We start from the raw sequence: 23,247 nt of genomic DNA, 5'->3' as shown, positions 1-23,247 counted from the left end.
AGACACATCATGGCTCAACTGAGTATCACACCGACCAACCGGGCGACGCTGCAAAAGCTCGGGCCGTTCATCGCCTTGCTGGTGATTGCCGTGGGCTTGTCCATCGTCAGTCACAACTTCCTGACCGTCGACAACCTGCTGAACGTGATGCGTCAGGCGTCGATCAACGCGCTGATCGCATTCGGCATGACGCTGGTGATTCTGCTTGGCGGGATCGATCTGTCTGCCGGTTCGGTGCTGGCGCTGTCGTCCGTGATCATCGCGAGCCTGCTGACATCGGGCACGAACGCCGTGGTCGCGACGCTCGCCGGACTCGCCGCAGGCGGTCTGATGGGACTGGTCAACGGTCTCGTCATCAGCAAGGGCAAGGTCGCGCCGTTCATCGCGACGCTCGGCTCGATGACGGTGCTGCGCGGCCTCGCGCTGGTTCTGTCGAACGGCAGCCCGCTGAGCAGCTTCAATAGCGACTTCTTTTCGCTGCTGGGCGGCGGTTATATCGCGCGCCTCGTGCCGATTCCCGTCGTACTGATGCTGGTGATGTTCGCCGTGTTCTGGGTCGTGCTGCGCAAGACCGTGTTTGGACGCCATATCTATGCGACGGGCGGCAACGCTGAATCGGCGCGCCTCTCAGGCGTGAAGGTCGACCGCATCCAGCTCTACGTCTACACGATCTCGGGTGTCATGGCGGCGCTCGCGGGTGTCGTGCTGACCTCGCGTCTGAACTCCGCGCAGCCGACGGCAGGCACCGGCTATGAACTCGATGCGATCGCCGCCGTCGTGCTCGGCGGCACGAGTCTGACGGGCGGACGCGGCTGGATCTTCGGCACGTTGGTGGGCGCGCTGCTGATCGGTGTGCTGAACAACGGCCTGAACCTGCTCGACGTGTCGTCGTTCTATCAGCAGGTCATCAAGGGCGGCGTGATCCTGCTCGCGGTGCTGATCGATCGCGGCAACAAGAAGGCCTGACGCACACAACACATTCGTTCGTTACTCATTGCTGGACAACAACACCCTGTTTCACCACACAAGGAAGAAGAGGAAGACAATGCAGAACTCCGTTTCGCCGCGATTCTCGAAGGTTTTTGCCGCACTGTGCGCAAGCGCGCTGATCGCCGGTCTGGCTGCGTGCTCGAAGGAAGGCCCGGCCCAGTCGGCAGACGCTGGCGCGAGCGCCGCATCGGCACCCGCCGCGAACGGCGCGATCACCGTCGGCCTGTCGATCTCGACGCTGAACAACCCGTTCTTCGTGTCGCTGCGCAAGGGCGCGGAAGACGAAGCAGCGAAAGACGGCGTGACGCTGATCACCGTCGATGCACAGAACGATCCCGCCAAGCAGCAGGCGAGCGTTGAAGACCTGATCGAAAAGAAGGTCAGCGTGATCCTGATCAATCCGACCGATTCGTCGGCGGTAGCGAACGTCGTCAAGGAAGCGACCAGCAAGGGCATCAAGGTCGTGTCGCTCGACCGTAGCGTGAATGGCGCGGACGTCAGCTCGCACATCGCGTCGGACAACAAGGCAGGCGGCAAGATGGCCGCCGATTTCCTCGCCGACAAGCTGGGCGGCAAGGGCAATATCGTCGAACTGCAGGGCATTCCGGGTTCGTCGGCTGCCAACGAGCGCGGCGCGGGCTTCGACGATGGCATCGCGGCGAAGGGCGGCGTGAAGATCGCCACGAAGCAGCCGGCCGATTTCGACCGCGCGAAGGGTCTCTCGGTGATGGAGAACATCATCCAGAGCAACAAGGACATCCAGGGCGTGTTCGCGCAGAACGACGAAATGGCGCTGGGCGCGGTCAAGGCGTTGCAGGCAGCGGGGCTGAAGAACGTGTCCGTGGTCGGCTTCGACGCGACGGCCGACGCGATGACGGCAGTCAAGGACGGCCAGATGGCAGCAACGGTTCAGCAGCAGCCGGAACTGATCGGTCAGTACGGCGTGCAGACGGCGAAGAAACTGATCGATGGCCAGGCGGTCGACAAGTTCATTCCGGTGCCGCTGAACCTGTACAAGCAGTAAGTTCTCTTCTGTCCCTTCCCGTAGTACCATCAGGCGCCAGGACCCTCGTCGCTGCGCGCCTGCCTCTGCCTCCGGTCGCATTGGACGGCACATCTCCGACGAAGCTGTTTGTACGCACGCACCGCTTTTCGCAGCGGTGCGCTTGCGCTTGATTCATTGACCTGCAGGAATCCCGCGTGACCCAGTTCGAGCGTCTGACTATCGACGACATTGCCCGCCTCGCGAAGGTTTCCCGTACCACGGCCAGCATGGTGCTGAACGGCTATGCCGAGCGCTACCGGATCTCCGCGGCGACGGTCGAGCGGGTATTGCAGGTCGCAAAAGATCATCACTTCACGCCGTCGCAGTCGGCGCGTGCATTACGCTCGCGCCGCAGCAAGACGATTGGCCTCGTGATTCCCGACCTGACCAACTCCGCGCACGCGGCGCTCGCGCAAGCGATGGAGTGGCAATGCCGCGAGAAGTATCAGTATCAGCTCGTGCTCGTCACCAGCGACGAAAACCCCGTGCGCGAGACGGAGGGCATTGCGCATCTCGTATCGCATCAGGTCGACGGGCTGATCGTCGTGCCGTGTACGGGGGAAGCGAAGCGCTATGAGAAGTGGATGAAGCGCCTGCCGCTCGTATTCGCGGATCGTCGCGTGGAGTCGAGCAGTATTCCGTACGTCGTCACGGATGCGGTTGAAACGGTGGCCACGCTGGTCGGTGAAAGTATCGATCGGGGCGCGCGCGAGGTGGTCTATCTTGGCGGCCAGCCTGATCTGTCAGCAAGCCGCGATCGTCTCGCGGGATACCGGCAGGCGCTCGCGCGGCACGGTCTGACCGAACAGGCGGACTGGGTCTTCGAACGGGACTATCAGCGCGAATCCGGCTATGAGTTGATGAAGGCGTGGTTTGCCGAACATCAGCGCTATCCCGAAGCGCTGTTTGCCGGCTCGATTACGTTGCTAGAAGGCGTGCTGCAGTTCATGAACGACGCGCATCAACTGGCCCAGGCGCCTGGCCAACTGATGACCTTCGACGATCACAAGCTGCTCGACTGTTTGCCGTTCAAGATCGACGCCATTATCCAGGACAGCGCGCAACTGGCGGAACACAGCCTGCGTTGCGTATTTGCGCTGCTCGAAGGCGAGGGCGAGCCCGATTCGCGGCTCGTGCCGGCGCGGATTCGCTATCGAAGGGCGGATGCTGCGTAGGCGGTGTGGCTGACGTTGCTGTGCATGCGCTGACTGCAGTGTCTGGCAACCGGATTTTTTTCGAGCGATCATCACACGATGATCGAAATCAGAAGAGCCACGCGTATGGATGCACCCGCCGCGTGGGAGATCCGCAAGACGGCGATCCTCGCGCAGTGCGTCGGACATTACCCGCTCACGTCGTTGCTTGCGTGGACCGATGGGGCGCCCGGGGACAAATGGGCGAACCTGGTGGCAGAGCGCGATTTCTATGTCGCGCTTCACGAAGGAAGCGTGGCTGCCACAGGCATGCTCACACCTTCGACGCGGCAAGTCGATGCGATCTTCGTCAGTCCCTCGCACATGGGCAAGGGGCTCGGGCGCCATATGCTGTCCTTCATCGAAGCACGCGCAACAGACCACGCGCTCGATTCACTGCGGCTCGACGCGACGCTCAATGCGGCTTCGTTCTATCGCCGGTTTGGATGGTCAGGCGAAGCAATCTCGACTTATCGTTCGCCGGGAGGGCTGGAACTCGCGTGCATTCCAATGACGAAGACCATCAGTGCAGTCATCCCGACATCTGAAGACAAGCTCAGGCCATGACCGACATCACGCTCGTCGAACTGACATCTCGCGATTTCATGCAATGGGCCGAACACCTAAGCCGGCAGATTGCCGAATCCGGACAAGCCGGGTCGCCCGTTTTCGCGCCGGATCCCGAAGTCGATTTTCTCAATGACGAGCGCAAACAGCGCTTCGAGAAAAGAATCGCGCTGCCGACATCGGGTTCGGGCTGGATGAGAGTGTGGGCTTTCAGCGATACCGGTGGTCGCCTGATCGCCCACGTCGACCTCAACAGTTCGCCGATGCGCTCCGAACGGCATCGGGTGATGTTGGGTATTGGCGTGGAGATGGCGTTTCATCGACAAGGCCTCGGTGCCGCCTTGTTGCGCGTTGCAATCGATTTCGCCGCGGCCAATCGGATCGAGTGGATCGATCTGTCCGTACTGGGTGGAAATGAAACGGCAATTGCGTTGTACCGCTCATTGGGATTCGAGGAAACTGGCCGGCGCCGCGACCGGTTTCGTATCGGCGGTCAGTCTATTGACGATGTGATGATGAGTTTGCGGATCGGTTTGTGAGGGGGGGCGGTCCAGGCGTTCAAACCATCTAAATCACGACATTTCTATTTGGGACCTACAAGCAAAACGGTGATAATTTATCTTATGTCAAATAACAAACATAAGATTGCCAAGGATCCACACGGACTTTCCTCACCTCACAAATCCGCACCTGCTAGTGAATGACGCGCCGGCCGACGCGCGTACATCACAAGGCGCTCATCAAAACAGAACCGCCCGCGATTCCCGCGGACAGTCTTAGCGCGGACGACGATGCGACTCAGCGATGATTTCGCACACTTCGAGGTGAGTGCGCCAGGCGTCAACGAAAAATTCACGCACGCGTGCGAAGAAGTTGCCTTTGGTAGCCGTCGAGGTAGCAGTAGCGTAGTTCATTGAAAACTCCATTAAGGGTTACTTCCTAGGTATTAACCCTATAGTACACTTTTTATGCTGCGTCGCAAAATAAAACGCACGAACTGACACCGTTTTCGGTAACGCAAGTCGTCCCTATTGAACAAGCGCAGGCCGTCTGATGTGCGTCCGGCCGCGCGCGCAACCTCCTCTACCTTCCCCATCTGCGACCTTGCGACGCATCTCGCCGTCCCAGATCGTCGTTCTACCGGTGCCTCCAACCGTCCGCATCATCGACAGCAACGTTCAGGGTAACTCCTGATACAGAAATCGATGACTAATAATATTATTAATCCCACTCATTCCTGCCGCAGCTTACGTAGCGAACGGGATCGCCTGGATCCGGCGAGGACGAAGTCATGCTGAATAAATTAATAATAATCTTGACCTTCTATAACCTCGGGGATTCAGGAGAGACAGGTGCGCAACTTCATCGTGTTTGCGGCAACCGCGGTCGTTCTGACCGCGTGTGGAGGAAACAGCGATTCATCGAACCCCGCGGCGGTAGCTGACGCGCAAACGCCCGTCGCCAATGCGGCGTCGGCGGCTTCGGCGGCGGCGATCCAGAACGAATTCAAGCTGGCCGGATCGACGCCACTAGGCATGCGGACCACGACACCCGCCGTCGTCATCAGCGATCCCAATCAACATCTCACGCCGTACACACCACCCGCGCCACCCGCCGCACTATCCACGACCACGCTCAGCTTCGGCGACTTCACCAGCTATCTCGCGCCCGGCTCGACGCAAGGCTGGACGCCGGGGGCGACCGCTTCGAGCATCACGATTCCCGCACCCGCGACCAACGGCACCGGTGCCGGCGACAAGGCCGTCGCGCTCGGCAGCACCTACGCAACCGCGTCTTACGAAGCCGACGTCACGGTCAGCGACCCGGTGGGTGCAGGCGCGGCCAACGCAGGGTTCGTCGTGCGCACCACGAATCCGACAGCGGGCGGCCCCGACAGCCTGACTGGTTATTACATCGGTCTCGACACGGGTACGCACACGCTGGTCGTCGGTCGTCAGAACAACAACTGGACGCAGTTCATCCAGTACCCGAACAGCACCATCACGGGCGGCAGCACGCACCATCTGAAGGTGACGACAAGCGGCACAGCCATCACCGTCGATCTCGACCAGCAGCGCGTCATCAGCGCGAACGATGCGACCAACGCCCTGCCCGCCGTGTTTGCGAACGGCAGCTTCGGCGTGCGGCGCTTTGGCGTCGGCGCGACATTCAGCAACATCACGATCAAGACCTATCCGGCCGTGAAGTCGCCGACATTCGACTTCTCGAAAGTGGTCGGCATGGTCTATACGCCGTCGACGGCGGTCAACGCGATCGACTTCTGGGAGAACTACGATCCGCAGATCGTCAACCGCGAGCTGACATACGCGCAGACCTACGGCATCAACACGATCGCCGTGTATCTGCATTACCTCGTGTGGGCCAATGACCGGGTCGCATTTCTCAGCAAGTTCGAAAACCTGCTGGAAATCGCGTCACGGCATGGCATCAAGGTATCCCCGATCTTCTATGACGACTGCTGGAACCCGACGCCGCAATTCGGACCGCAGCCGGCGCCTGTCTGGGGCGTGCACAACAGCCAGTGGGTGCAGTCGCCCGGCACGCCGATCGAGCAGGCGTACTTCCAGCCCACGGCATCGAACGCTGCTGTGACGTACAAGGCGAGCCTCGCGAACTACATCACCGATTTCGTCGCGCCACACCGCAATGACACACGCATCATCTTCTGGGAACCGATGAACGAGCCGGGTTGCAGCGGCAACGGCGCACTGCAGGAAACGCGCGCGGTGCTGATGAACGACGCACGTATCGCGATCCTCAATGCCGGCGCGTCGCAGCCGATCAATTCGCCGCAGGTGCAGGAAGACGAAGGCACGTACTTCTCTGACTTCTACGCGTTCCATCCGTATGGCAATCCGTACACGGGCCCTGTCAACGGCAGCTATGTCAGCGCACTGAACTCGGAGACGCTGCAGCGCGGCTTCACGGGCACAGCGGGTCAGACGATGCCGGGCATCGTGTCGAACTATGGCGGCAGCACCGGCTTCATCATCTGGGAGTTGATGATCGGACGTACCAACACGCGCTTCCACTGGGGCCAGACGCCCAGCGCGCCCGCCACCGTAGAACCCGCAACGCCGTTCCAGGGCACGGTCTACCCGGATGGCCATCCGTGGCAGACAACCGAAGTGCAGGCCCTCACAGGCGGCTTCGATGTGAAACTGCCCGTGCTGAACGTCGCGTACTACAACGATCCGACCTTTAGCAGCGCACCCATTAAGACGTCGATTACGCCACTGGTCGATTTCGACCTGAACACGGAGCGCGGCACCGATTCGCCGGATGCGTCGGCCGGTATCAATGCAACGAACTATGGCATCCGCTGGACGGGCGCGATCGAAGCATCCACGCCGGGTATGTACACGTTCTCGGTCAACAGCGATAACGTGGCGCGCCTGTGGATCAACGGCGTTGAGATCATCAACAAGAAGACGTCGACGCGCTCGACGGCGAGCGGCCTCGCATGGTTGAACGCGAAGCAGCCGACGTCGATCAAGGTTGAATACGTGCATGGCACAGGGCCCGCAAACATGCACCTGTCGTGGTGGAATCCGCTGGTTCAGAGTCCCGCCGCAGTGCGCATCGTGCCGTCCAGTCCGCTTGTGACGTCGAACTGATCCTGCTCGATCTGCACGAAGCCGGCACCGCCGGCTTCGTGTCGTCGCCGGATTTCATCGTGCACGTTTGTGCACGTTTACATTCTTGTTCGTGCACGATACCATGCGCGAATGAATGAAGACATCCCGCTCGCCCGTCGCGACGAAATCGCGAACCGGCTCGCGCAAGGCCAGTCAGTTGTCGCGGCCGCGCTCGCTATCGAATTCAATGTTTCCGAAGACGCCGTCCGCCGCGACCTCCGTGCGCTGGCTGCGGAAGGCCGTTGCCGCAGGGTCTACGGCGGCGCTTTGCCGCTGACGCCCGCCTCTACACCCATGTCAGCCCGCATGGACTTCGCGCGCGAGCGAAAGTCGGCACTGGCCCGTGCAGCGGTGCCGCTGATTCAGCCCGGAGAACTGTTGTTTCTCGATAGCGGCAGCACCAATCTCGCGCTAGTCGACGTATTGCCCGAGGAAAGCGAACTCACCGTCGCGACGAATTCGATCGATATCGCGGCGGCCGTGCTGCGCCGGTCCGATCTGCAACTCATCATGATCGGCGGATCGGTCGATCCGGCTGTTGGTGGATGTGTCGACGCGAGCGCTCTGGAGCAAGCCACCCAACTGAATATCGACCGTTGCTTCATTGGGTCGTGCGCGATCTCGACGAAGAACGGCATCAGCGCTTTCGGGCTGGCGGACGCAACGTTCAAACGCGCCGTGCTCGCGGCGAGCGAACACAGCGTGGTGCTCGCGCTCACCGACAAGCTCGACGCCCGCGCACCGCATCGCGTCGCCACGTTCAAAACGATTGAATGCGTGATCGTCGAACACGACCTGCCGCGCGCGGAGCGTACGGCCTTGTCCAGATCCGGCCCGACGGTTGTAAAGGCCGACCCTCCTGCCAGCCTGTGAGCGTATAGCCGATATTTCATGAACTCCGTGACCATGACCTCTCAAGGGGCGGCCGCCCTCGCTACCCGTCTCGCCTTCCTTGTAGCCGGATTCGGCGTGGCGTGCTGGGCACCGCTCGTGCCGTTCGCGAAACAGCGGCTCGGCGTCGATGACGGCGTGCTCGGCATGCTGTTGCTGTGTATCGGGCTCGGATCCGTGATCGCGATGGTGATCACGGGTGCGCTCAGCGCGCGATACGGCAGCAAGCCGATCATCGTCGCAGGCGGACTCGGACTCGTCGTGGTCCTGCCGCTGCTGACTCTCGCCAGCACGCCGCTGACGCTTGGCGCCGCATTGCTCGCGTTTGGCGCGTCGCTCGGTTCGCTCGACGTCGCGATGAACATCCACGCAGTCGAAGTCGAGCGGCTCGAAGCTCGGCCGTTGATGTCCGGGTTTCATGCGCTTTTCAGCGTCGGCGGGTTTGCCGGGTCGATGTTGATGACCTTTCTCCTGTCGATGCATATCGGCCCGTTCGAGAGCACATTGCTGTGCGCGGCGCTGATGCTCGTGACGATCGTGGCTGCGCGCTCCCGCCTGATCGAAACGGCCGAGGCGAAAGACGGACCGCTGTTCGTCGCGCCGCGCGGCATCGTGCTGGTGCTGGCGGGCCTCACCGCGATCACCTTCCTCGTCGAAGGCGCGCTGCTCGACTGGAGCGCACTGCTGATCACGGGCGCGGGTCTCGTCGCCGCCACGCAGGGCGGGCTGGGTTATATGGTTTTCTCGATTGCAATGACGGCGGGCCGTCTAGGGGGCGATGCCGTCACTGCGCGCATCGGCGACCGGTCGATGATCTTCTGGGGTGGATGGATTGCGACGGCGGGCTTCGTGCTGCTGCTCACTGCACCGGGCGCCGTGCTCGCGATGGCGGGTTTTCTGCTGATCGGCCTGGGCGCGTCGAATGTGGTGCCCGTGCTGTTCCGTCAGGCGGGCTCACAGCGCGCAATGCCCGCTTCGCTTGCTGTGGTGGCTATCACGACGACGGGTTATGCGGGTAATCTCGTCGGCCCGGCGGGTGTGGGCTTCGTCGCCAAAGGCGTTGGACTGCCGGGTGCGTTCTGGTTGCTGGCCGCCCTGCTCTGCCTTGTTCCATGTTGCGCGCGTCTGGTGACGGCGAAGGCGGTGAACTCGAGTGGGGCCGGTAAGTAGGCGCCGCAGCCAGCAGAATGAATGAACTGATCAGGCGCTGCCCGAAGGTTTAAGGCTCAACGGCACTTTTCACCGGTGATTGTTATTTGCCGTCGACAGGTGAATCGGCATGCTGTGGAACTCTGACATAGTAAATATCCCACTCCGCTTCCTCAGTCTTCAGAAAGCCGTGCCGCTGATAAAAATCATTTGAATCGCTATTGCGAAGTGCGCCAACCTTGACTGAAAGGGATTGCGAATCAGCGTCGAAAAAAATCACTTCAAGCACAGCCGAACCGATTCCTTTTCCCTGGTGTTCGGGAGCAATGTACAGATGCTCGAGCACCAGATAACTTCCATCGGGTTTTGCCTGAACGAAGCCCACCCGTTCGTCGTCGACCATGATTAACCTGCAGAACGCGGGATCGAACGACGATAGAAAGCGGTCTCTCGCCCGTTGGGCATCGAAGCGCCCGATACGCTCAAGACTTTCTCGCATGGCTTCGATACGGATGCGAACCAGTGCCTCTGCGTCGCTGTGCGTTGTGCCTGCGAATATCACCTTCAACTGTTTGTCCTTATCGAATCAGGAAACGCGCCCGCCATCTACTATGATTGAACCGACGTAACGCTATCATCAAACCACGATCGCACGATGCTTCTTTTGCGCGATCACGGCGAAGCTGCGACATACCATTCGACAAGGAGGCCGTAGATGAGCATCGATCTGACATTCCGTGCCGGCGAGGCGACCGTTTTTGCAGCGCCCGGTCAGGCGACGGACGCCATGCCTGAAATCCTGATTGGTCGCGTCGACGGTCCTGTCGGGCACGCATTCGCGAACCTGATGGCGCAGAGCAAGGGCCACACGGCGATGTTCGCGATTCGCGCATGTAATCAGATGGTACGGCCCGCGACGATGATCGTGCCCAAGGTGACACTGCGCGACATGGCGACCATCGAACTGTTCGGCGGCGTCGTGCAGTCGGCCACGGCTGATGCGATTGTCGATTGCCTGATCGAGGGCATTTTGCCGAAAGATCAGGCAAACGATATCTGCATCGTCAGCCTGGTATGGATCGACCCGCGCTGCGCGACCGATACGAATCTCGACAAGAAAGATATGTACCGCACGAACTATGAAGCGACCAAACTCGCGATCCAGCGTGCGATGACTAACGAGCCGAGTGTCGACACGCTCATTGCAAATCGCCATAAGATCAAGCACGACATGGACGACTGGAGCTGACCGTCGCACCGTCGCCGACAGCACAGACAGCAAGCTGCAAGCAATGCCGCCTGCTGTCGTGCAACAGGCTCCGCGCCTCAGCGGGCCTCGCGCGCATGGCGATTTCATGACGCCTTCAAGTCCGGTCAGCAACGTGCGTATTCACAACGACACGGCTTGTTGAAAAGCACAAAAAGCCGCCGTACCGCACCGTGAGCCAGGTCAAGCTGGCATGAGCGAACGCCTGTGCACATGCGCCCGGCGCGCGCCCTCATACGACAAAAACCCCATATTCGCGGTACTCTCCTATCCGGCACTCTTTCCGCCTTGACGCAATCCGCAATCGTTTCAACAGGACATGGCCCCATGCCCAACGCCAACGACATTCCAGAACCACAAGCGGTCCACACCCCCATCACGCGCAGCGCGATCTTTATCGTCGCGACATTGACTCAAGGCGACGCGCACGCCGACACCGTGCGCGCGTGGTGCGCCGACGTCGCTGCGCTCGTGCGCTCGGTTGGCAAGCGCGTCCCATCCGGCAACCTGTCGTGCGTAGTCGGCTTCGGCTCGGGGGCATGGGACACGCTGTTCGGCGCGCCCCGCCCCGCGCAGCTTCATCCGTTTCGCGAGTTCGGCCCGAGCGAGCGCCGCGCAATCGCGACGCCCGGCGACATCCTGCTGCACATCCGCGCCGATCAGATGGACCTGTGCTTCGAGCTCGCCACGCAATTGATGACCCGGCTCGGCGAGTCCGTGCAGGTGGTCGACGAAGTACATGGCTTTCGCTATTTCGACCTGCGCAGCATGGTGGGCTTCGTCGACGGCACCGAAAATCCGGAGGGCCGCGAAGCCGTCGATTTCACGATGATCGGCGATGAAGATCCGGAATTCACCTCGGGCAGCTACGTGCTCGTCCAGAAGTATCTGCACGATATGACGGGCTGGAACGCGCTGTCGGTCGAAACGCAGGAGCGCATCATCGGCCGCACGAAGCTCTCCGACATCGAGCTGGACGAAGCCGTCAAGCCGACCTCGTCGCACAGTTCGCTGACGACGCTCGTCGAGAACGGCCAGGAAGTGAAGATCCTGCGCGACAACATGCCGTTCGGGCGCCCGGGTTCCGGCGAGTTCGGCACGTTCTTCATCGGCTATGCGCGCTCGCCCGATCCGATCGAAAAGATGCTCGAAAACATGTTCGTCGGACGCCCGCCCGGCAACTACGACCGGCTGCTGGACTATAGCCGCGCGGCCACGGGCGGGCTGTTCTTCGTACCGTCGGCGACGCTGCTCGAAGAACTCGCAGACCGCACTCCGCCAGCGGCGGACCCGGCCGACGAAGCAAGTCCGGCCACGCCCGCCAACCTCCCCGCACCTGCCGAGCCGGCCCACGACGGCTCGCTGAATATTGGCTCTTTGAAAGGAACTTCCCAATATGAATAACCTGCATCGCGAGCTTGCCCCGATCTCCAGCGAAGCCTGGGCGCAGATCGAAGAAGAAGTGGCGCGCACGTTCAAGCGCTCGGTCGCGGGGCGCCGCGTAGTCGATGTGAAAGGTCCGGGCGGCGTCGATCTGTCGGGTGTCGGAACCGGCCATCAGACGGCAATCGCCGCGCCGCACAATGGCGTGAGCGCGAAGCTGTCCGAGGTGAAGGCGCTCGTCCAGCTGACCGTGCCGTTCGAGCTGTCGCGCGAGCAGATCGACGCGGTCGAACGCGGCGCGAACGACGCGGACTGGCAACCCGCCAAGGACGCCGCGAAGGAACTCGCCTACGCCGAAGACCGCGCGATTTTCGACGGCTACAAGGCGGCGGGCATCACCGGGATTCGCGAGGGCTCGTCCAATACGTCGATCGCGCTGCCCGCCGATGTGGCCGACTATCCTGATGCGATCGCCGGCGCGCTGCAGCAACTGCGCCTCGCGGGCGTCGACGGTCCCTACTCCGTGCTGCTCGGCGCCGACGCGTACACCGCGCTCGGCGAAGCGAGCGATCAGGGCTATCCGGTGCTCGGGCACATCAAGCGGATCGTGAACACGGAGATCATCTGGGCGCCTGCACTGGAAGGCGGCAGTGTGCTGTCGATGCGCGGCGGCGACTATGAACTGCACCTCGGGCAGGACGTGTCGATCGGCTATCAGAGCCACACGGATTCATCTGTGCGCCTCTATCTGCGCGAAACGCTGACCTTCCTGATGCTGACGAGCGAGGCGTCGGTGTCGGTCGTGCCGGCTGAGTAAGCGTCAATCCCGGTGCCGGTTAGCGCTTTTAGCCCGTGCAACGGCGCGCTTCGGCGCGCCGGGTTCATTGTCTGGCCAGCTGTTCAGCACGGCTGCCACCAGTTGACGAAGCTGGCGCCGCGTCGCGCCGCCTCTCCCCTGCACGGCGAGACCCTGAATCAGCGTGGACACGAAAGCGGCCGCATCGTGGTTCGTCATGCCTGCCGGTAGCGGACCGGCATCTTTCAATGTTTCGAAACGGGCGCGTAGACGGCGCTCGAAATCACTGCGGCTTTCCGACAGTTCGTCGCCAAGCGGCCGTGCATCCGCGCTGCATGCGAGTGCCGCCAATGTCACGAGACAACCGGGCGGCGTGTTTTTGCCCGTATGAAGCTCGACCATGCCATCGAGTAACGCTTGCGCAACCCGCTTCGGCGTTGGTTGCGCAAGCGCATGCACGCGAAAACCCAGATAGTCGCGGTGGTAGCGCTCGACGACTCGCCGGAACAAGCCTTCCTTGCTCTCGAATGCCTTGTACAAACTGGATTTCGTGAGTCCCGTCACTTGCTGGAGATCGGCTAGCGAAGTCGAGTCGTAGCCCTTTTCCCAGAATACATGCAGGGCCTGCCCGATAACGTAGTCTTCGTCGAATTCGCGTGGACGCGCCATGTCAATTCCCTTTGTCAGCGGATATTGTAGACCGGATGGTCCCTAAATCTGCTCGTCCATTGTCGCGTAAGAGATGCGCTATCTCGTTCGATGCGATCGAATATTTCCATCGGAATCTTCGAACGGCATTCAAAACCGGTCAGTCCATAATTTGCTTCATCGACTACTTCTCTTTCCATCACCGGGGAGCATCACCATGCCTGAAACGATATCTTTTGTGGTTCGCCTGCCCGGCAAACCTGAAGCACGCGATGAACTCTATTCGAGTCTCGTGAAGGTGCTCGACGCGATGTCTCATGAACCCGATTTTGTGAACACGTGGCTCAATCGATCGACGGAAGATCCCGATACCCTGGTGCTCTATGAAACCTGGGCCTGCAGCGCGGAATACTTCGTGAACCATCATTTGAAGAAGGACTATCGGCTCGACTACGAGGACAAGCTCGCGGATATGTTGAAGTCCGAGCGACGCATCGAGTGGCTTGAACCCATTAGAGCCTACGAGCGCAAGGCCGGCTGATTCGATAACGGTGGCGGCCCTGGTTCGAGACACGCCACCGGTTGTACGCATACCTATCGCATTGAAGGCCACCACTCAGGTGCCCTTCAATGCCACTCCAATTACGCTGCCTTGAACCGCGCCGCCTCTTCCGATCCTGACGTCGCATTGCCCGCGCTATACGAATGTGCGCCGACGCCCGCCAGCTTGCCGCCATCGACGATCAGATACTCGTCCCGGATCTGCCGCTTCTCGAACCAGCATTCGAGAATCTCGCGCGTACCGGCCGCATAGCGCGCCTGCGCCGACAGCGTCGTACCCGAGATATGCGGCGTCATGCCGTTGTGCGGCATCGTGCGCCACGGATGATCGCGCGGCGCCGGCTGCGGGAACCACACGTCACCTGCATAGCCCGCCAGTTGACCCGATTCGAGTGCGCGAACAATTGCGTCGCGATCGACGATCTTGCCGCGTGCCGTATTCACGATATACGCGCCGCGCTTCATCTTCGCGATCAGCTGTTCGTTGAAGAGGTTTTCCGTTTCGGGGTGCAGCGGACAGTTAATCGTCACGACGTCACAAACCTTGGCCATCGATTCGACGTTCGGGTGCCACGTCGCGCCGAGTTCTTTTTCGACATCGAGCGGCAGACGGTGACGGTCCGTGTAGTGCAGCTTCACGTCGAACGGCTTGAGTCTGCGCAGCACAGCCGCACCGATCCGGCCCGCGGCCACTGTGCCAACATTCATCGCTTCGAGATCGTAGGCGCGCTCGACGCAATCGGCGATATTCCAGCCGCCCTTCTTCACCCATTCATGCGACGGCAGATAGTTGCGCACCAGCCCGAGAATCATCATCACGACATGCTCGGCCACGCTGATGCTGTTGCAATACGTCACTTCGGCAACCGTGATCTTGCGCTCGATGGCGGCCTGCAGATCGACGTGATCGGAGCCGATACCCGCCGTCAACGCGAGCTTGAGCTTCGGTGCCTTCGCGATGCGTTCGGCCGTCAGATACGCAGGCCAGAACGGTTACGAGATCACGACTTCAGCGTCGGCGAGTTCGCGCTCGAACGTCGAGTTCGGACCGTCCTTGTCCGACGTCACGACCAGCGTATGACCTTGCGACTCGAGATATTTACGCAGACCCAGTTCGCCCGATACGCTGCCGAGCAGTTCGCCCGGCGTGAAGTCGATTGCTTTCGGCGTGGGCGCCGTCTGACCATCGTGATAGTGCGTGATTTCAGGTACGTCATCGCGGGCGTACTGTTTCGGCATTCCATTGACGGGGTCGTCATACAGCACACAAAGAACCTTAGCCATTCGTCTCGCTCCAGTCTGGTCGAGCGCATTTTCATGCCGGCGCTCTATCGACATATCGACGTGATACATCACATACGATGTGAAGCAGTGTCTATGGCGCGATGAGCAGCGTCCAATCGTTTGGACGAATGGTTTGATAAGCGTCGCTTATCAGGAAGTGCGTACGATCCGCGTCGAGTCGTCGAAGCGGTTCAGTTGACGGGAAGCAGCGCGTCGAATTCGTCCTGCAAACGCAAGCCTTCGGCGCAGCGCCAGAATGCGGCGACGAGCGGTTGCATGGCCTCGCGATTGCGCGCGACCAGACCGATTTCACGCGTCAGTTCAGGCATCAGCAACGCGCGGCGCACGCCGTCGCCGGCAGGCAGCACGCTCAACAGGCTGTGCGGAAAGATACTGGACATGCCCGCGTGCAACACATGCCCGTACAACGCGAGCAGCGAGTCGCATTCGATCAGCACTTCCGGCTGAACCTGCTCGCGCCGGAAGGCGGCATTGATCACCTGCCGGTTCTGCATCGCCAGGGGCAGCAGGCCGAGTGGCTGGCCAGAGAGTTCGCGCCAGCTGCATGCGCCTTCCACGAGTTCGGCGTGATCGGCTGGCGGCGAAAGCAGAATCGAGCGCTCGCGGTAGAGCGGCAGCACGGCAAAGCCTGCCTGCACGCCCGAGTCCAGATACGTGAGACCGATATCGAGTTCAAGCTCGTCGAGTTGCCGGTGTATCGCTTCGGAGCTGAGCGAATGCACGTCGTACCGGATATCCGGATGTTCGAGCAGACACGGCGCAAGCACGCGCGACGCGACGGGAATCACGGTCGGTATCGCGCCGACGCGCAGCTTGCCAACCAGCCGGTCCTGCGCGGCGAACGCGTCCTGGCGCATGTTCTGCAACGTCGCCAGCGTTTGCCGCGCCCAGCCGAGCACGCGCTCGCCGTCTTCTGTGAAGCCGACGAAACGCCGCCCGCGATTGACGATAGTCAGCCCGAGTTCCGATTCGAGCGCACGAATAGCCGACGACAACGCCGGCTGCGAGACATGGCAGGCATCGGCGGCACGCGCGAAGTGCTTTTCCCGCGCCAACGTGACGAGGTACTCGAGCTGGCGGATGAACATGCGCGATCAGACCAGCAGGTCTTCGTAGAACGCGCCGAACGGGCGCGTCGGATGCGCGATCTGAATTTCCAGGATCCACAGGCCGGCGGCGGGTGTCGCGTCGAAATCGCCGAGGTCTCCGGCCTTGTAGATCGCGTGCGGAAAGTCGCTCACGCGATGTCCCTTGATGTCGACGTTCAGGCGAAAGCCGTGCGCATTGGCCCGCTGTGCGGCATACACGTACAGATCGACGCCCGCGCAGCCCGTCGCGCGCCAGTGCTGCTCGACTTCGTCGTAAATCGTGCGGACCGCCTGCGCGCACGCATGCATGTCCGGATCGTCGCCGCAGACGAAGGTCGCGCCCGCGTCGCCTTCATGCTTTGTCCACACAGCGCCCAGGTCGACGAAGAAAATGTCGTTGTCCTCCAGCACCGGGTCGCCGTTCGAACGTTGCTTGAACGTGCGCAGCGTGTTCTCGCCGAAGCGCACCAGCACGGGATGCCAGATCCGGTCCATCCCGAGATCCTTCAGGATGCGCAGCGCCAGCGCATTCGCCTGTGATTCCAGCATGCCCGGCCGGACTTCGGCGGCGATGGCATCGACGGCTTTCCACGTCATCGCGCTCGCGTGCTGCATCGCGTCCAGTGAATAGGCTTCGCCGACGGCTTCTTTACGTGTCGAATTCAAGTTGCTGTTCCCCGTTATGTCATCGATATGTCGCCGTAAATATAACGCGTTTGGAATCGGTTAGCCCAGATCGCGCGATATAGCGGCTTACACACCGCGTAAACACGGGCGGTTGAAAATAGGTATAAACGCTAAACTGCGGGTTCGATTCAACACCACGGGTTTCGCAGCACGAACGCGGCCCCATTCAAGGAGAAACAACATCATGCGAACCAGCGCGCGCAATCATTTCAACGGCCAGATCACCGAAGTCAAGACGGGCGCCGTCAATGACGAAGTCACGCTGCGCACGCAGGACGGGCTCGATATCGTTGCGGTCATCACACACGGCAGCGCAACCTCGCTCGGCCTCGCGGCGGGCAAGCCGGCTTTCGCGCTGGTGAAGGCGTCGTCGGTGATCGTGATGGTCGATGCGACAGACAAGGTATCGGCGCGCAACCGCGTCGCGGGCACGGTCACGGCTGTCACCAAGGGCGCCGTGAACAGCGAAGTGATCGTTGCGGCCGCAAGCGGTGCGGAGATCGCGGCCATCATCACGAATGAGAGCGTCGATCGCCTCGGGCTGTCGAGCGGCTCGGCTGCTACGGCGATCTTCAAGGCGTCGAGCGTGATTATCGGCGTCGACGCGTAATTCGCGCGGAAAACGCCAACTCAGTGCAGCGGCAGAATCCGCATATAGCTGGTTCCACCCGCCGCTGCGCGATCAACTACATATACCCGGTGTCGTGCTGAATCCACTGCGACGCCGCGCGCGTCATGAAAGTCGGTGGCGATTTCGTTCACGCTGCCATCGGACGATATCTTGCACACCGACGTGCTCTTGCAGTGCGTATAGAGCGCACCCCGCCCATCTCCCACCATCAGATCGGGGTTCTCGATCTTCGCGAACGTGTCGCCAACAGTGACGGGTTGCGCAGCCGCCATCAAGCTTGCCAGCGACGCGCGCACGATCACACTGCGCGCCTGATCCGACACGAACACCGTATCGCCCGATACGACGACGCCCACCGGCTTGCCCATGCCTGTGATCAGATCGCGTTCCGTCGCACGCCCCGCGCTTGTGTCGTAGGTCAGCAGACTCACGCCGCCCGACGCGGGCGCGCTGCCTTCCTTGACGAACCACGTCGACAGCGCCTGATGCGCGCCGATCGCCGCAATGCCAAGCCTGCGGCGCGCGGGATTCGGCCCGGATAGCATCGTTGCACCCTCGGCGCTCTTGACGGCGAAAACCGCGCTGGCGCTGCCGAATCCGAAACGGACGACGAGCAGATTTCCGTCATTGTCGAAGCTCAACTGGCTCAGGCTGATGCCCTGCCCGGATTGCTGGGCAATCGCCGCGTACGGCGCGAACGCACGTCCATCGGACGATCTGAGCACATTGCTCTTCGCGTCGTCGGTCAGATAGATTGCGCCGTTCGTATCGACGGCGACGCCGTTGGGCCGCACGCCATTCAACGCGATGGGCGAGGTATCCGCTGCCGGGCTGCTCGACGCGCAACCATATAGCTGCGCGAGCGCGCCGATCATCAATATCTGCAGGAACCCGCGCACGGGACGAGGCGACCGCAACATGAAATCTCCTTGAGTGACGTGAGCGCTACGCGAGTTGAGCCTCGATGGCCGCCTTGTCGATCACCGACCACACCTGATCGATCTTCCCGTCGCGAAACGCGTAGAACACATTTTCGGTGAACGCGACCTTCCTGCCATTGACGGGCAGGCCAAGAAACGTGCCTTTCGGCGAGCAGTTGAATTGCAAACGGCTGGCGATCATCGACGGCCCGGCAACGAGTAACGCGATCTCGAAGCGCAAATCGGGAATCTCGCGAAAGTCGCGCTCCAGCATCGCGCGATAACCCGACACGCCGATCTTCTCGTCGTTATACGTCACGTCATCGCCGACGAACTGTCCGAGCGTCGCCCAGTCCTGCCGGTTCAGGCAGTCGATATAGCCTCGATAAACCGCTGCAAGATCGCTCCCGCTCATGACGACGCCCTCGCTGCCGATCGCTCAAGCCGCCATGTTACCCGCGTCGGGCGATGCGCTCAGATGGCGTCGGCGGGACGATGCGTGTCGGTGTCCACGCAGCACACGAGCACTTCGGCGGGCTTCTTCCCCGTGCTCAGATACACATGCCCAACCGAGCTGTCGAAGTACAGGCTATCGCCCTGCTTCAACTGGAACACTTTGCCCGTCTCGAAGCGCAGTTCCAGCGTTCCGTCGAGCAGAAACACGAACTCTTCGCCGCTGTGACGGATGTAATCGGGGAAATCGGAAAGCTTGCGCGCCCGCACGTGCGCGCGCATCGGCACCATGCGTTTGCCTGTCAGATCGTTGGCGAGCATCCCGTATTCGTAGTTGGGCGTGTCGTAGATCATCTGCGCGCCCGAGGCCGTAAAGGTCGGCTCGATCGGGCTCGCGGCTGCCCGCTTCGCACGCCCGAAAATCGCATCGAACTCAAGTTGCAGCGCATGCGCGAGCGCCGCGAACTTGTCGTAGGTCAGCGCGATGTCGCCACGCTCGGCCTTCGAGATCGTCGATACCGCAATGCCCGACTGCTCCGACAACTGCATCAGCGTCAGCCCGCGTGCCTTGCGCGCGTCGCGCAGCCGCGCGCCGACCGCTTTGTGATCGATCTGTGACGAAGCGTCGACGGTTTCGGCTTCCTTGCGTGCAGCGGATCTGGCCATGAGATTGCTCTGGATGATCGAGGGTTTTGTCGTATACGAGAATTTATTTTTTCTCGTATATGATAACTCGCATCGATGCCAGTCCCATGCAGTCCATTCAGGAGCGCACGACGTGTCAACGCTTGCATTGGAAAAAGCCGGTCTGTCGAAGACCCAGGTCATTGCCGCGACTACGCTCGGCACGGCGCTGGAGTTCTACGACTTCACCATCTACAGCTTCTTCGCGATCCAGATCGGGCAGCTGTTCTTCCCGTCCGCGTCGCCCGTGAACCAGTTTTTGCTGTCGATTGGCGTATTCGGCGTCGGCTTCGTGGTGCGACCGCTGGGCGGCATCGTGATCGGCGCCTACGCGGACCGCGCGGGCCGCAAGAAGGCAATGGTGCTGACCATCATGCTGATGGCGCTGAGTTGCGCGCTGATTGCCTGCGCGCCGCCTTACGCGGTGGCCGGGATGGCTGCGCCGTTCATCGTGCTCGCCGCGCGGCTGATTCAGGGGTTCGCGGCCGGCGGCGAGTTCGGCCCCGGTACGACCTTGCTCGTCGAATACGCGTCGGACTCGACGCGCGCATTCTTTGCGAGCTGGAACTTCGCGGCGACGGCGCTCGGTCTCGCGCTCGGTGCGGCCGTCGCGACGCTCGTCAACGTCGCGCTGCCGAAGGACGCCGTGCTCGCGTGGGGCTGGCGCATTCCGTTCGTGCTCGGCATCGTCGCGGCGCCCGTCGGCATGCTGATCCGTCGCCGGCTCGAAGAGACGCTCAGCGACGCGTCGCACGCCGGCACGCATCGTCACGGCGCATTGAAAGCCGCGCTCACCACCCATCTGAAGCTGACGATACTCGGCACCTTCGCCGAACTCGGCGGCTCTGTGTCCGTCTACATCACCGCGTTCTTTCTGCCGAGCCATGCGGTGCGCACGCTGCATCTATCGTCGACGGCATCGGTGGCGTCGGGTGTCATCAGTTCGCTCGTGCTGTTCGTGGCCGCGCCGATTGCTGGCAAGCTCGCCGATCGTTTCAGCCGCAAGCGCGTACTCGTCATATCGCGTGTCACACTGCTGCTGACCGTGTATCCCGCGTTCGCGTGGTTGTCCGCGCAACCTTCTACGTTCATGCTGTGCGCGGTGTCCGCTTTTCTCGCGCTGTTCGTCGCCGGACAGATCGTGCCTGTGCTCGTGATGATCCCCGAGTTGTTCCCGAAACATGTGCGCGCAACGGGCATCGCGCTAACCTATGTGGTGAGTGCATCGTTTTTCGGCGGGTTCTCGCCGTTCATCGCGAGCTGGCTGGTCGCGCTGACAGGCAATCCGCTCGCGCCCGCGTGGTACGTTGCAGCCGCCTGCGCGGTGTCGCTCGTGCCCGTGATCTGGCTGCGCGACCGCACCGGCGAAGCACTCAACTGACTTCTTATGCAATCAGCAAGACGCAGGACCAACGGGAACCTGGACCATGTCTGATCACGACGAACTCGTCGCCCGGAACGCCGTCGAGTTGCGACGGATGATCGGCGCGAAGGAGATTTCGCCCGTCGAACTACTCGACGCCTGTATCGAACGGATCGAAGCGATCAACCCCGCCGTCAACGCAATCACGGCGACCTGTTACGACGACGCGCGCAAGGCCGCGAAGGCGGCCGAGCGCAAGGCGCTGAACGGCGAGCCGCTCGGACTGCTGCATGGTCTGCCGCTAGGCGTGAAGGATCTCGAAGACACGGCGGGCCTGCTGACCACTTATGGCTCGCCGATGTCGCGCGGCCACGTGCCATCGCGCGATGTCGTGCTGGTCGAACGGCTGCGCGCGGCGGGCGCGATTCTCGTCGCCAAGACCAACGTGCCTGAACTGGGCGCGGGTGCGAACACGCGCAACCCCGTGTGGGGCGCGACGGGCAATCCGTTCAACACGGAACTGAATGCGGGCGGTTCGTCGGGCGGATCGGCAGCGGCGCTCGCGTGCGACATGCTGCCCGTGTGCACAGGCTCCGACACGGGCGGCTCGCTGCGCATTCCCGCTTCGAAATGCGGCGTGGTCGGCTTCCGGCCATCCGCGGGACTCGTGCCGAACGCGCGTCGGCTGCTCGGCTGGACGCCGATTTCCGTCGTCGGGCCGATGGGGCGCGACGTCGAAGAGACGGCGTTGCAACTCGCGGCAACGGCTGGCCTGTCCACCAGCGATCCGCTGAGCTACGAAGTCGACGCAGCCGGTTTTTCAGCGATTCCGCCGCTCGATCTCGCGACGCTGCGCGTCGGCTACACGGAAGACTTCGGCTGCTGCGACGTCGATGACGGCATCCGGGCCCTCTTCCGCTCGCGAATGGCTGCACTCGCGCCGATGGTGCAAACCTGCGAGCCGGTCCAGTTCGATCTCGGCGATGCACACCGCGCATTCGACGTGATCCGCGCGGAGAGCTTCGTCGCGGGTTTGCGCGACGCGTACGCGCGCGACCCCAGCGCACTCGGGCCGAACACGCGCGCGAACTACGAAATGGGCGCGGCAATGACGCTCGCCGACAGCGCATGGGCGCAAGCCGAACAGACACGTATTTACCGGCGCTTCCAGTCCGCGCTCGAGCGTTACGACGTGATCCTCTCGCCGACCACACCCGTCTCGCCGTTCCCATGGCGCGAGCTCTATGCCGCGCAGATCAACGGACGCGCGCAGGAAAACTACTACCGCTGGCTCGCGCTCACCTATGTGGTGACGCTGACGACGCATCCCGCGCTGTCGCTGCCGTGCGGCGTCGACGATGCGGGCATGCCGTTCGGCTTGCAGATCGTCGGACCGTTTCATGGCGATCTCAAGACGCTGGCCGTCGCGCGCGCGATGGAACAGGCTTTCGAGCGCCACACCGCCTTGCGCCGCCCGCGCCCCGATCTCTCGCGCCTTACACAGCCGAACCCGGCGTTGAAGTCGATCGTCACCGCGCCGCCCATTTTCGATTCGACCGGCGAAATCCAGGCCGGCATGTCATCCGTCTAACTCATCTGCAATCATCATGTCCAACGAGATCAAACGACTGCAAACCAATGCCCGCATGAGCCAGGTAGTGATCGCCAATGGCGTCGTCTATCTGTCCGGCCAGGTGCCCGACACGGCGGGCGCATCGATCACTGTGCAGGCAACGGAAATCCTCACGCGCATCGATACGTTGCTCGCGTCGGCGAATGTCGATAAAACGCGCGTGCTCACCGCGAACGTGTGGCTAAGCGACCCGAAGCACTTCGACGAATTCAACGCCGTGTGGGATGCCTGGGTGCCCGCCGGTCACGCACCGACGCGCGCCTGTGTGCAGGCCCTGCTGATGCGAGCGGGACTGGATGTCGAAATCGCCGTGACGGCGCTTGCCTGATGCCAT

The 23,247-nt window shown here is 61.8% G+C and carries 24 protein-coding genes and 1 pseudogene; 16 read left to right on the top strand and 9 right to left on the bottom strand.

The annotated features are described in order from the left end of the window. Window positions 1–9: 9 nt before the first annotated feature. From rbsC to G3O01_RS35455, 5 genes are all read left to right on the top strand, one after another. Window positions 10–966, top strand: coding sequence for a ribose ABC transporter permease (gene rbsC, locus G3O01_RS35475; RefSeq protein WP_205811667.1), 957 nt, complete (start codon window positions 10–12; stop codon window positions 964–966). Window positions 967–1,045: 79 nt separating this feature from the next. Continuing rightward, the gene (gene rbsB / locus G3O01_RS35470; RefSeq protein ID WP_205811666.1) at window positions 1,046–2,014 is read left to right on the top strand and encodes a ribose ABC transporter substrate-binding protein RbsB; all 969 of its coding nucleotides are present in this window, start codon (window positions 1,046–1,048) and stop codon (window positions 2,012–2,014) included. A 176-nt stretch (window positions 2,015–2,190) separates the two neighbouring features. Beyond that, window positions 2,191–3,210: a substrate-binding domain-containing protein gene (locus tag G3O01_RS35465; protein WP_205811665.1), complete on the top strand. Its 1,020-nt coding sequence runs from the start codon at window positions 2,191–2,193 to the stop codon at window positions 3,208–3,210. Between the two features lie 105 nt (window positions 3,211–3,315). After that, window positions 3,316–3,795, top strand: a complete 480-nt coding sequence (locus G3O01_RS35460; protein WP_346779244.1) for a GNAT family N-acetyltransferase — start codon at window positions 3,316–3,318, stop codon at window positions 3,793–3,795. Beyond that, window positions 3,792–4,334: a GNAT family N-acetyltransferase gene (locus G3O01_RS35455; protein ID WP_205811663.1), complete on the top strand. Its 543-nt coding sequence runs from the start codon at window positions 3,792–3,794 to the stop codon at window positions 4,332–4,334. The genes G3O01_RS35460 and G3O01_RS35455 overlap by 4 nt, the downstream gene beginning before the upstream one ends. A 237-nt stretch (window positions 4,335–4,571) precedes the next feature. Here the strand turns inward: G3O01_RS35455 and G3O01_RS35450 are convergent, their stop codons facing one another. Further along, on the bottom strand, window positions 4,572–4,709 hold the full coding sequence (locus G3O01_RS35450; protein WP_205811662.1) for a hypothetical protein: 138 nt from the start codon (window positions 4,707–4,709) through the stop codon (window positions 4,572–4,574). Window positions 4,710–5,147: 438 nt separating this feature from the next. On the opposite strand from G3O01_RS35450, the gene G3O01_RS35445 reads away from it, so the two are divergent. The 3 genes from G3O01_RS35445 (at window position 5,148) to G3O01_RS35435 (ending at window position 9,515) form a co-directional block, all read left to right on the top strand. Continuing rightward, window positions 5,148–7,433, top strand: a complete 2,286-nt coding sequence (locus G3O01_RS35445; RefSeq protein WP_205811661.1) for a PA14 domain-containing protein — start codon at window positions 5,148–5,150, stop codon at window positions 7,431–7,433. Window positions 7,434–7,544: 111 nt separating this feature from the next. Next, window positions 7,545–8,327 carry a DeoR/GlpR family DNA-binding transcription regulator gene (locus G3O01_RS35440; protein ID WP_205811660.1) on the top strand — a complete coding sequence of 261 codons (783 nt, stop codon included), beginning with the start codon at window positions 7,545–7,547 and terminating at the stop codon, window positions 8,325–8,327. Between the two features lie 33 nt (window positions 8,328–8,360). Beyond that, complete coding sequence (locus tag G3O01_RS35435; RefSeq protein ID WP_205811692.1) at window positions 8,361–9,515, top strand: MFS transporter; 1,155 nt, start codon at window positions 8,361–8,363, stop codon at window positions 9,513–9,515. Window positions 9,516–9,597: 82 nt separating this feature from the next. On the opposite strand, the gene G3O01_RS35430 is transcribed toward G3O01_RS35435, so the two are convergent. Further along, the gene (locus G3O01_RS35430; RefSeq protein WP_205811659.1) at window positions 9,598–10,062 is read right to left on the bottom strand and encodes a GNAT family N-acetyltransferase; all 465 of its coding nucleotides are present in this window, start codon (window positions 10,060–10,062) and stop codon (window positions 9,598–9,600) included. Window positions 10,063–10,209: 147 nt separating this feature from the next. On the opposite strand from G3O01_RS35430, the gene fae reads away from it, so the two are divergent. The 3 genes from fae to G3O01_RS35415 all read left to right on the top strand — a co-directional run bounded on the left by fae (window position 10,210) and on the right by G3O01_RS35415 (window position 12,961). After that, window positions 10,210–10,743, top strand: a complete 534-nt coding sequence (gene fae / locus G3O01_RS35425; protein ID WP_205811658.1) for a formaldehyde-activating enzyme — start codon at window positions 10,210–10,212, stop codon at window positions 10,741–10,743. Window positions 10,744–11,088: 345 nt separating this feature from the next. Continuing rightward, a complete protein-coding gene (locus G3O01_RS35420; RefSeq protein WP_205811657.1) occupies window positions 11,089–12,165 on the top strand; it encodes a Dyp-type peroxidase in 1,077 nt (358 codons plus the stop codon). Beyond that, entirely contained in the window at window positions 12,158–12,961 is an 804-nt protein-coding gene (locus G3O01_RS35415) for a family 1 encapsulin nanocompartment shell protein (RefSeq protein WP_205811656.1), read from the top strand. Before G3O01_RS35420 ends, G3O01_RS35415 begins: the two co-directional genes overlap by 8 nt. 3 nt (window positions 12,962–12,964) lie before the next feature. Here G3O01_RS35415 and G3O01_RS35410 read toward each other — a convergent pair whose 3' ends face one another. Then, window positions 12,965–13,609: a TetR/AcrR family transcriptional regulator gene (locus G3O01_RS35410; protein ID WP_205811655.1), complete on the bottom strand. Its 645-nt coding sequence runs from the start codon at window positions 13,607–13,609 to the stop codon at window positions 12,965–12,967. A 196-nt stretch (window positions 13,610–13,805) separates the two neighbouring features. Between G3O01_RS35410 and G3O01_RS35405 the strand changes: the two genes are divergently transcribed. After that, a complete protein-coding gene (locus G3O01_RS35405) occupies window positions 13,806–14,129 on the top strand; it encodes an antibiotic biosynthesis monooxygenase (protein ID WP_205811654.1) in 324 nt (107 codons plus the stop codon). A 101-nt stretch (window positions 14,130–14,230) separates the two neighbouring features. Here the strand turns inward: G3O01_RS35405 and G3O01_RS35400 are convergent. From G3O01_RS35400 to G3O01_RS35390, 3 genes and pseudogenes are all read right to left on the bottom strand, one after another. After that, a pseudogene (locus G3O01_RS35400) lies at window positions 14,231–15,433 on the bottom strand (NAD-dependent formate dehydrogenase). Between the two features lie 191 nt (window positions 15,434–15,624). Then, window positions 15,625–16,542, bottom strand: coding sequence for a LysR family transcriptional regulator (locus tag G3O01_RS35395; RefSeq protein ID WP_205811653.1), 918 nt, complete (start codon window positions 16,540–16,542; stop codon window positions 15,625–15,627). 6 nt (window positions 16,543–16,548) lie between these two features. Next, the gene (locus G3O01_RS35390; RefSeq protein ID WP_205811652.1) at window positions 16,549–17,208 is read right to left on the bottom strand and encodes a M24 family metallopeptidase; all 660 of its coding nucleotides are present in this window, start codon (window positions 17,206–17,208) and stop codon (window positions 16,549–16,551) included. A 205-nt stretch (window positions 17,209–17,413) separates the two neighbouring features. Between G3O01_RS35390 and G3O01_RS35385 the strand changes: the two genes are divergently transcribed. Continuing rightward, window positions 17,414–17,839: a TOBE domain-containing protein gene (locus G3O01_RS35385; protein WP_205811651.1), complete on the top strand. Its 426-nt coding sequence runs from the start codon at window positions 17,414–17,416 to the stop codon at window positions 17,837–17,839. A gap of 20 nt (window positions 17,840–17,859) precedes the next feature. Here G3O01_RS35385 and G3O01_RS35380 read toward each other — a convergent pair whose 3' ends face one another. Genes G3O01_RS35380 through G3O01_RS35370 form a run of 3 tightly spaced genes read right to left on the bottom strand, consistent with a single transcriptional unit; the run spans window position 17,860 to window position 19,899 of the window. After that, the gene (locus tag G3O01_RS35380) at window positions 17,860–18,780 is read right to left on the bottom strand and encodes a hypothetical protein (RefSeq protein WP_205811650.1); all 921 of its coding nucleotides are present in this window, start codon (window positions 18,778–18,780) and stop codon (window positions 17,860–17,862) included. Window positions 18,781–18,805: 25 nt separating this feature from the next. Next, a complete protein-coding gene (locus G3O01_RS35375; protein WP_205811649.1) occupies window positions 18,806–19,195 on the bottom strand; it encodes an ester cyclase in 390 nt (129 codons plus the stop codon). 59 nt (window positions 19,196–19,254) lie between these two features. Continuing rightward, window positions 19,255–19,899 (bottom strand): XRE family transcriptional regulator, encoded by a 645-nt coding sequence (locus tag G3O01_RS35370; protein WP_205811648.1) that lies wholly within the window; start codon window positions 19,897–19,899, stop codon window positions 19,255–19,257. Between the two features lie 112 nt (window positions 19,900–20,011). Here G3O01_RS35370 and G3O01_RS35365 point away from each other — a divergent pair, with 112 nt between their 5' ends. From G3O01_RS35365 to G3O01_RS35355, 3 genes are read left to right on the top strand one after another with little or no spacing between them, the layout of a single operon-like run. After that, window positions 20,012–21,298 (top strand): MFS transporter, encoded by a 1,287-nt coding sequence (locus G3O01_RS35365; protein WP_205811647.1) that lies wholly within the window; start codon window positions 20,012–20,014, stop codon window positions 21,296–21,298. 46 nt (window positions 21,299–21,344) lie between these two features. Further along, the gene (locus G3O01_RS35360) at window positions 21,345–22,871 is read left to right on the top strand and encodes an amidase family protein (protein WP_205811646.1); all 1,527 of its coding nucleotides are present in this window, start codon (window positions 21,345–21,347) and stop codon (window positions 22,869–22,871) included. Between the two features lie 16 nt (window positions 22,872–22,887). Continuing rightward, the gene (locus tag G3O01_RS35355) at window positions 22,888–23,241 is read left to right on the top strand and encodes a RidA family protein (protein WP_205811645.1); all 354 of its coding nucleotides are present in this window, start codon (window positions 22,888–22,890) and stop codon (window positions 23,239–23,241) included. Window positions 23,242–23,247 lie beyond the last annotated feature (6 nt).

Origin of the sequence: Burkholderia sp. Ac-20365, from assembly GCF_017104715.1 — a bacterium.
In the GTDB taxonomy this organism is placed as follows: domain Bacteria; phylum Pseudomonadota; class Gammaproteobacteria; order Burkholderiales; family Burkholderiaceae; genus Paraburkholderia.
The sequence above is the reverse complement of the archived record's forward strand: the minus strand, read 5'-3'. Positions and strand labels throughout refer to the sequence as shown.

Bases quoted from the DNA above. Each gene is read 5' to 3' on its own strand.
- rbsC (WP_205811667.1), top strand. From the start codon at position 10: ATGGCTCAACTGAGTATCACACCGACCAACCGGGCGACGCTGCAAAAG.
- rbsB (WP_205811666.1), top strand. From the start codon at position 1,046: ATGCAGAACTCCGTTTCGCCGCGATTCTCGAAGGTTTTTGCCGCACTG.
- G3O01_RS35460 (WP_346779244.1), top strand. From the start codon at position 3,316: ATGGATGCACCCGCCGCGTGGGAGATCCGCAAGACGGCGATCCTCGCG.
- G3O01_RS35455 (WP_205811663.1), top strand. From the start codon at position 3,792: ATGACCGACATCACGCTCGTCGAACTGACATCTCGCGATTTCATGCAA.
- G3O01_RS35450 (WP_205811662.1), bottom strand. From the start codon at position 4,709: ATGAACTACGCTACTGCTACCTCGACGGCTACCAAAGGCAACTTCTTC.
- G3O01_RS35440 (WP_205811660.1), top strand. From the start codon at position 7,545: ATGAATGAAGACATCCCGCTCGCCCGTCGCGACGAAATCGCGAACCGG.
- G3O01_RS35435 (WP_205811692.1), top strand. From the start codon at position 8,361: ATGACCTCTCAAGGGGCGGCCGCCCTCGCTACCCGTCTCGCCTTCCTT.
- fae (WP_205811658.1), top strand. From the start codon at position 10,210: ATGAGCATCGATCTGACATTCCGTGCCGGCGAGGCGACCGTTTTTGCA.
- G3O01_RS35420 (WP_205811657.1), top strand. From the start codon at position 11,089: ATGCCCAACGCCAACGACATTCCAGAACCACAAGCGGTCCACACCCCC.
- G3O01_RS35415 (WP_205811656.1), top strand. From the start codon at position 12,158: ATGAATAACCTGCATCGCGAGCTTGCCCCGATCTCCAGCGAAGCCTGG.
- G3O01_RS35410 (WP_205811655.1), bottom strand. From the start codon at position 13,609: ATGGCGCGTCCACGCGAATTCGACGAAGACTACGTTATCGGGCAGGCC.
- G3O01_RS35405 (WP_205811654.1), top strand. From the start codon at position 13,806: ATGCCTGAAACGATATCTTTTGTGGTTCGCCTGCCCGGCAAACCTGAA.
- G3O01_RS35395 (WP_205811653.1), bottom strand. From the start codon at position 16,542: ATGTTCATCCGCCAGCTCGAGTACCTCGTCACGTTGGCGCGGGAAAAG.
- G3O01_RS35385 (WP_205811651.1), top strand. From the start codon at position 17,414: ATGCGAACCAGCGCGCGCAATCATTTCAACGGCCAGATCACCGAAGTC.
- G3O01_RS35380 (WP_205811650.1), bottom strand. From the start codon at position 18,780: ATGTTGCGGTCGCCTCGTCCCGTGCGCGGGTTCCTGCAGATATTGATG.
- G3O01_RS35375 (WP_205811649.1), bottom strand. From the start codon at position 19,195: ATGAGCGGGAGCGATCTTGCAGCGGTTTATCGAGGCTATATCGACTGC.
- G3O01_RS35370 (WP_205811648.1), bottom strand. From the start codon at position 19,899: ATGGCCAGATCCGCTGCACGCAAGGAAGCCGAAACCGTCGACGCTTCG.
- G3O01_RS35360 (WP_205811646.1), top strand. From the start codon at position 21,345: ATGTCTGATCACGACGAACTCGTCGCCCGGAACGCCGTCGAGTTGCGA.
- G3O01_RS35355 (WP_205811645.1), top strand. From the start codon at position 22,888: ATGTCCAACGAGATCAAACGACTGCAAACCAATGCCCGCATGAGCCAG.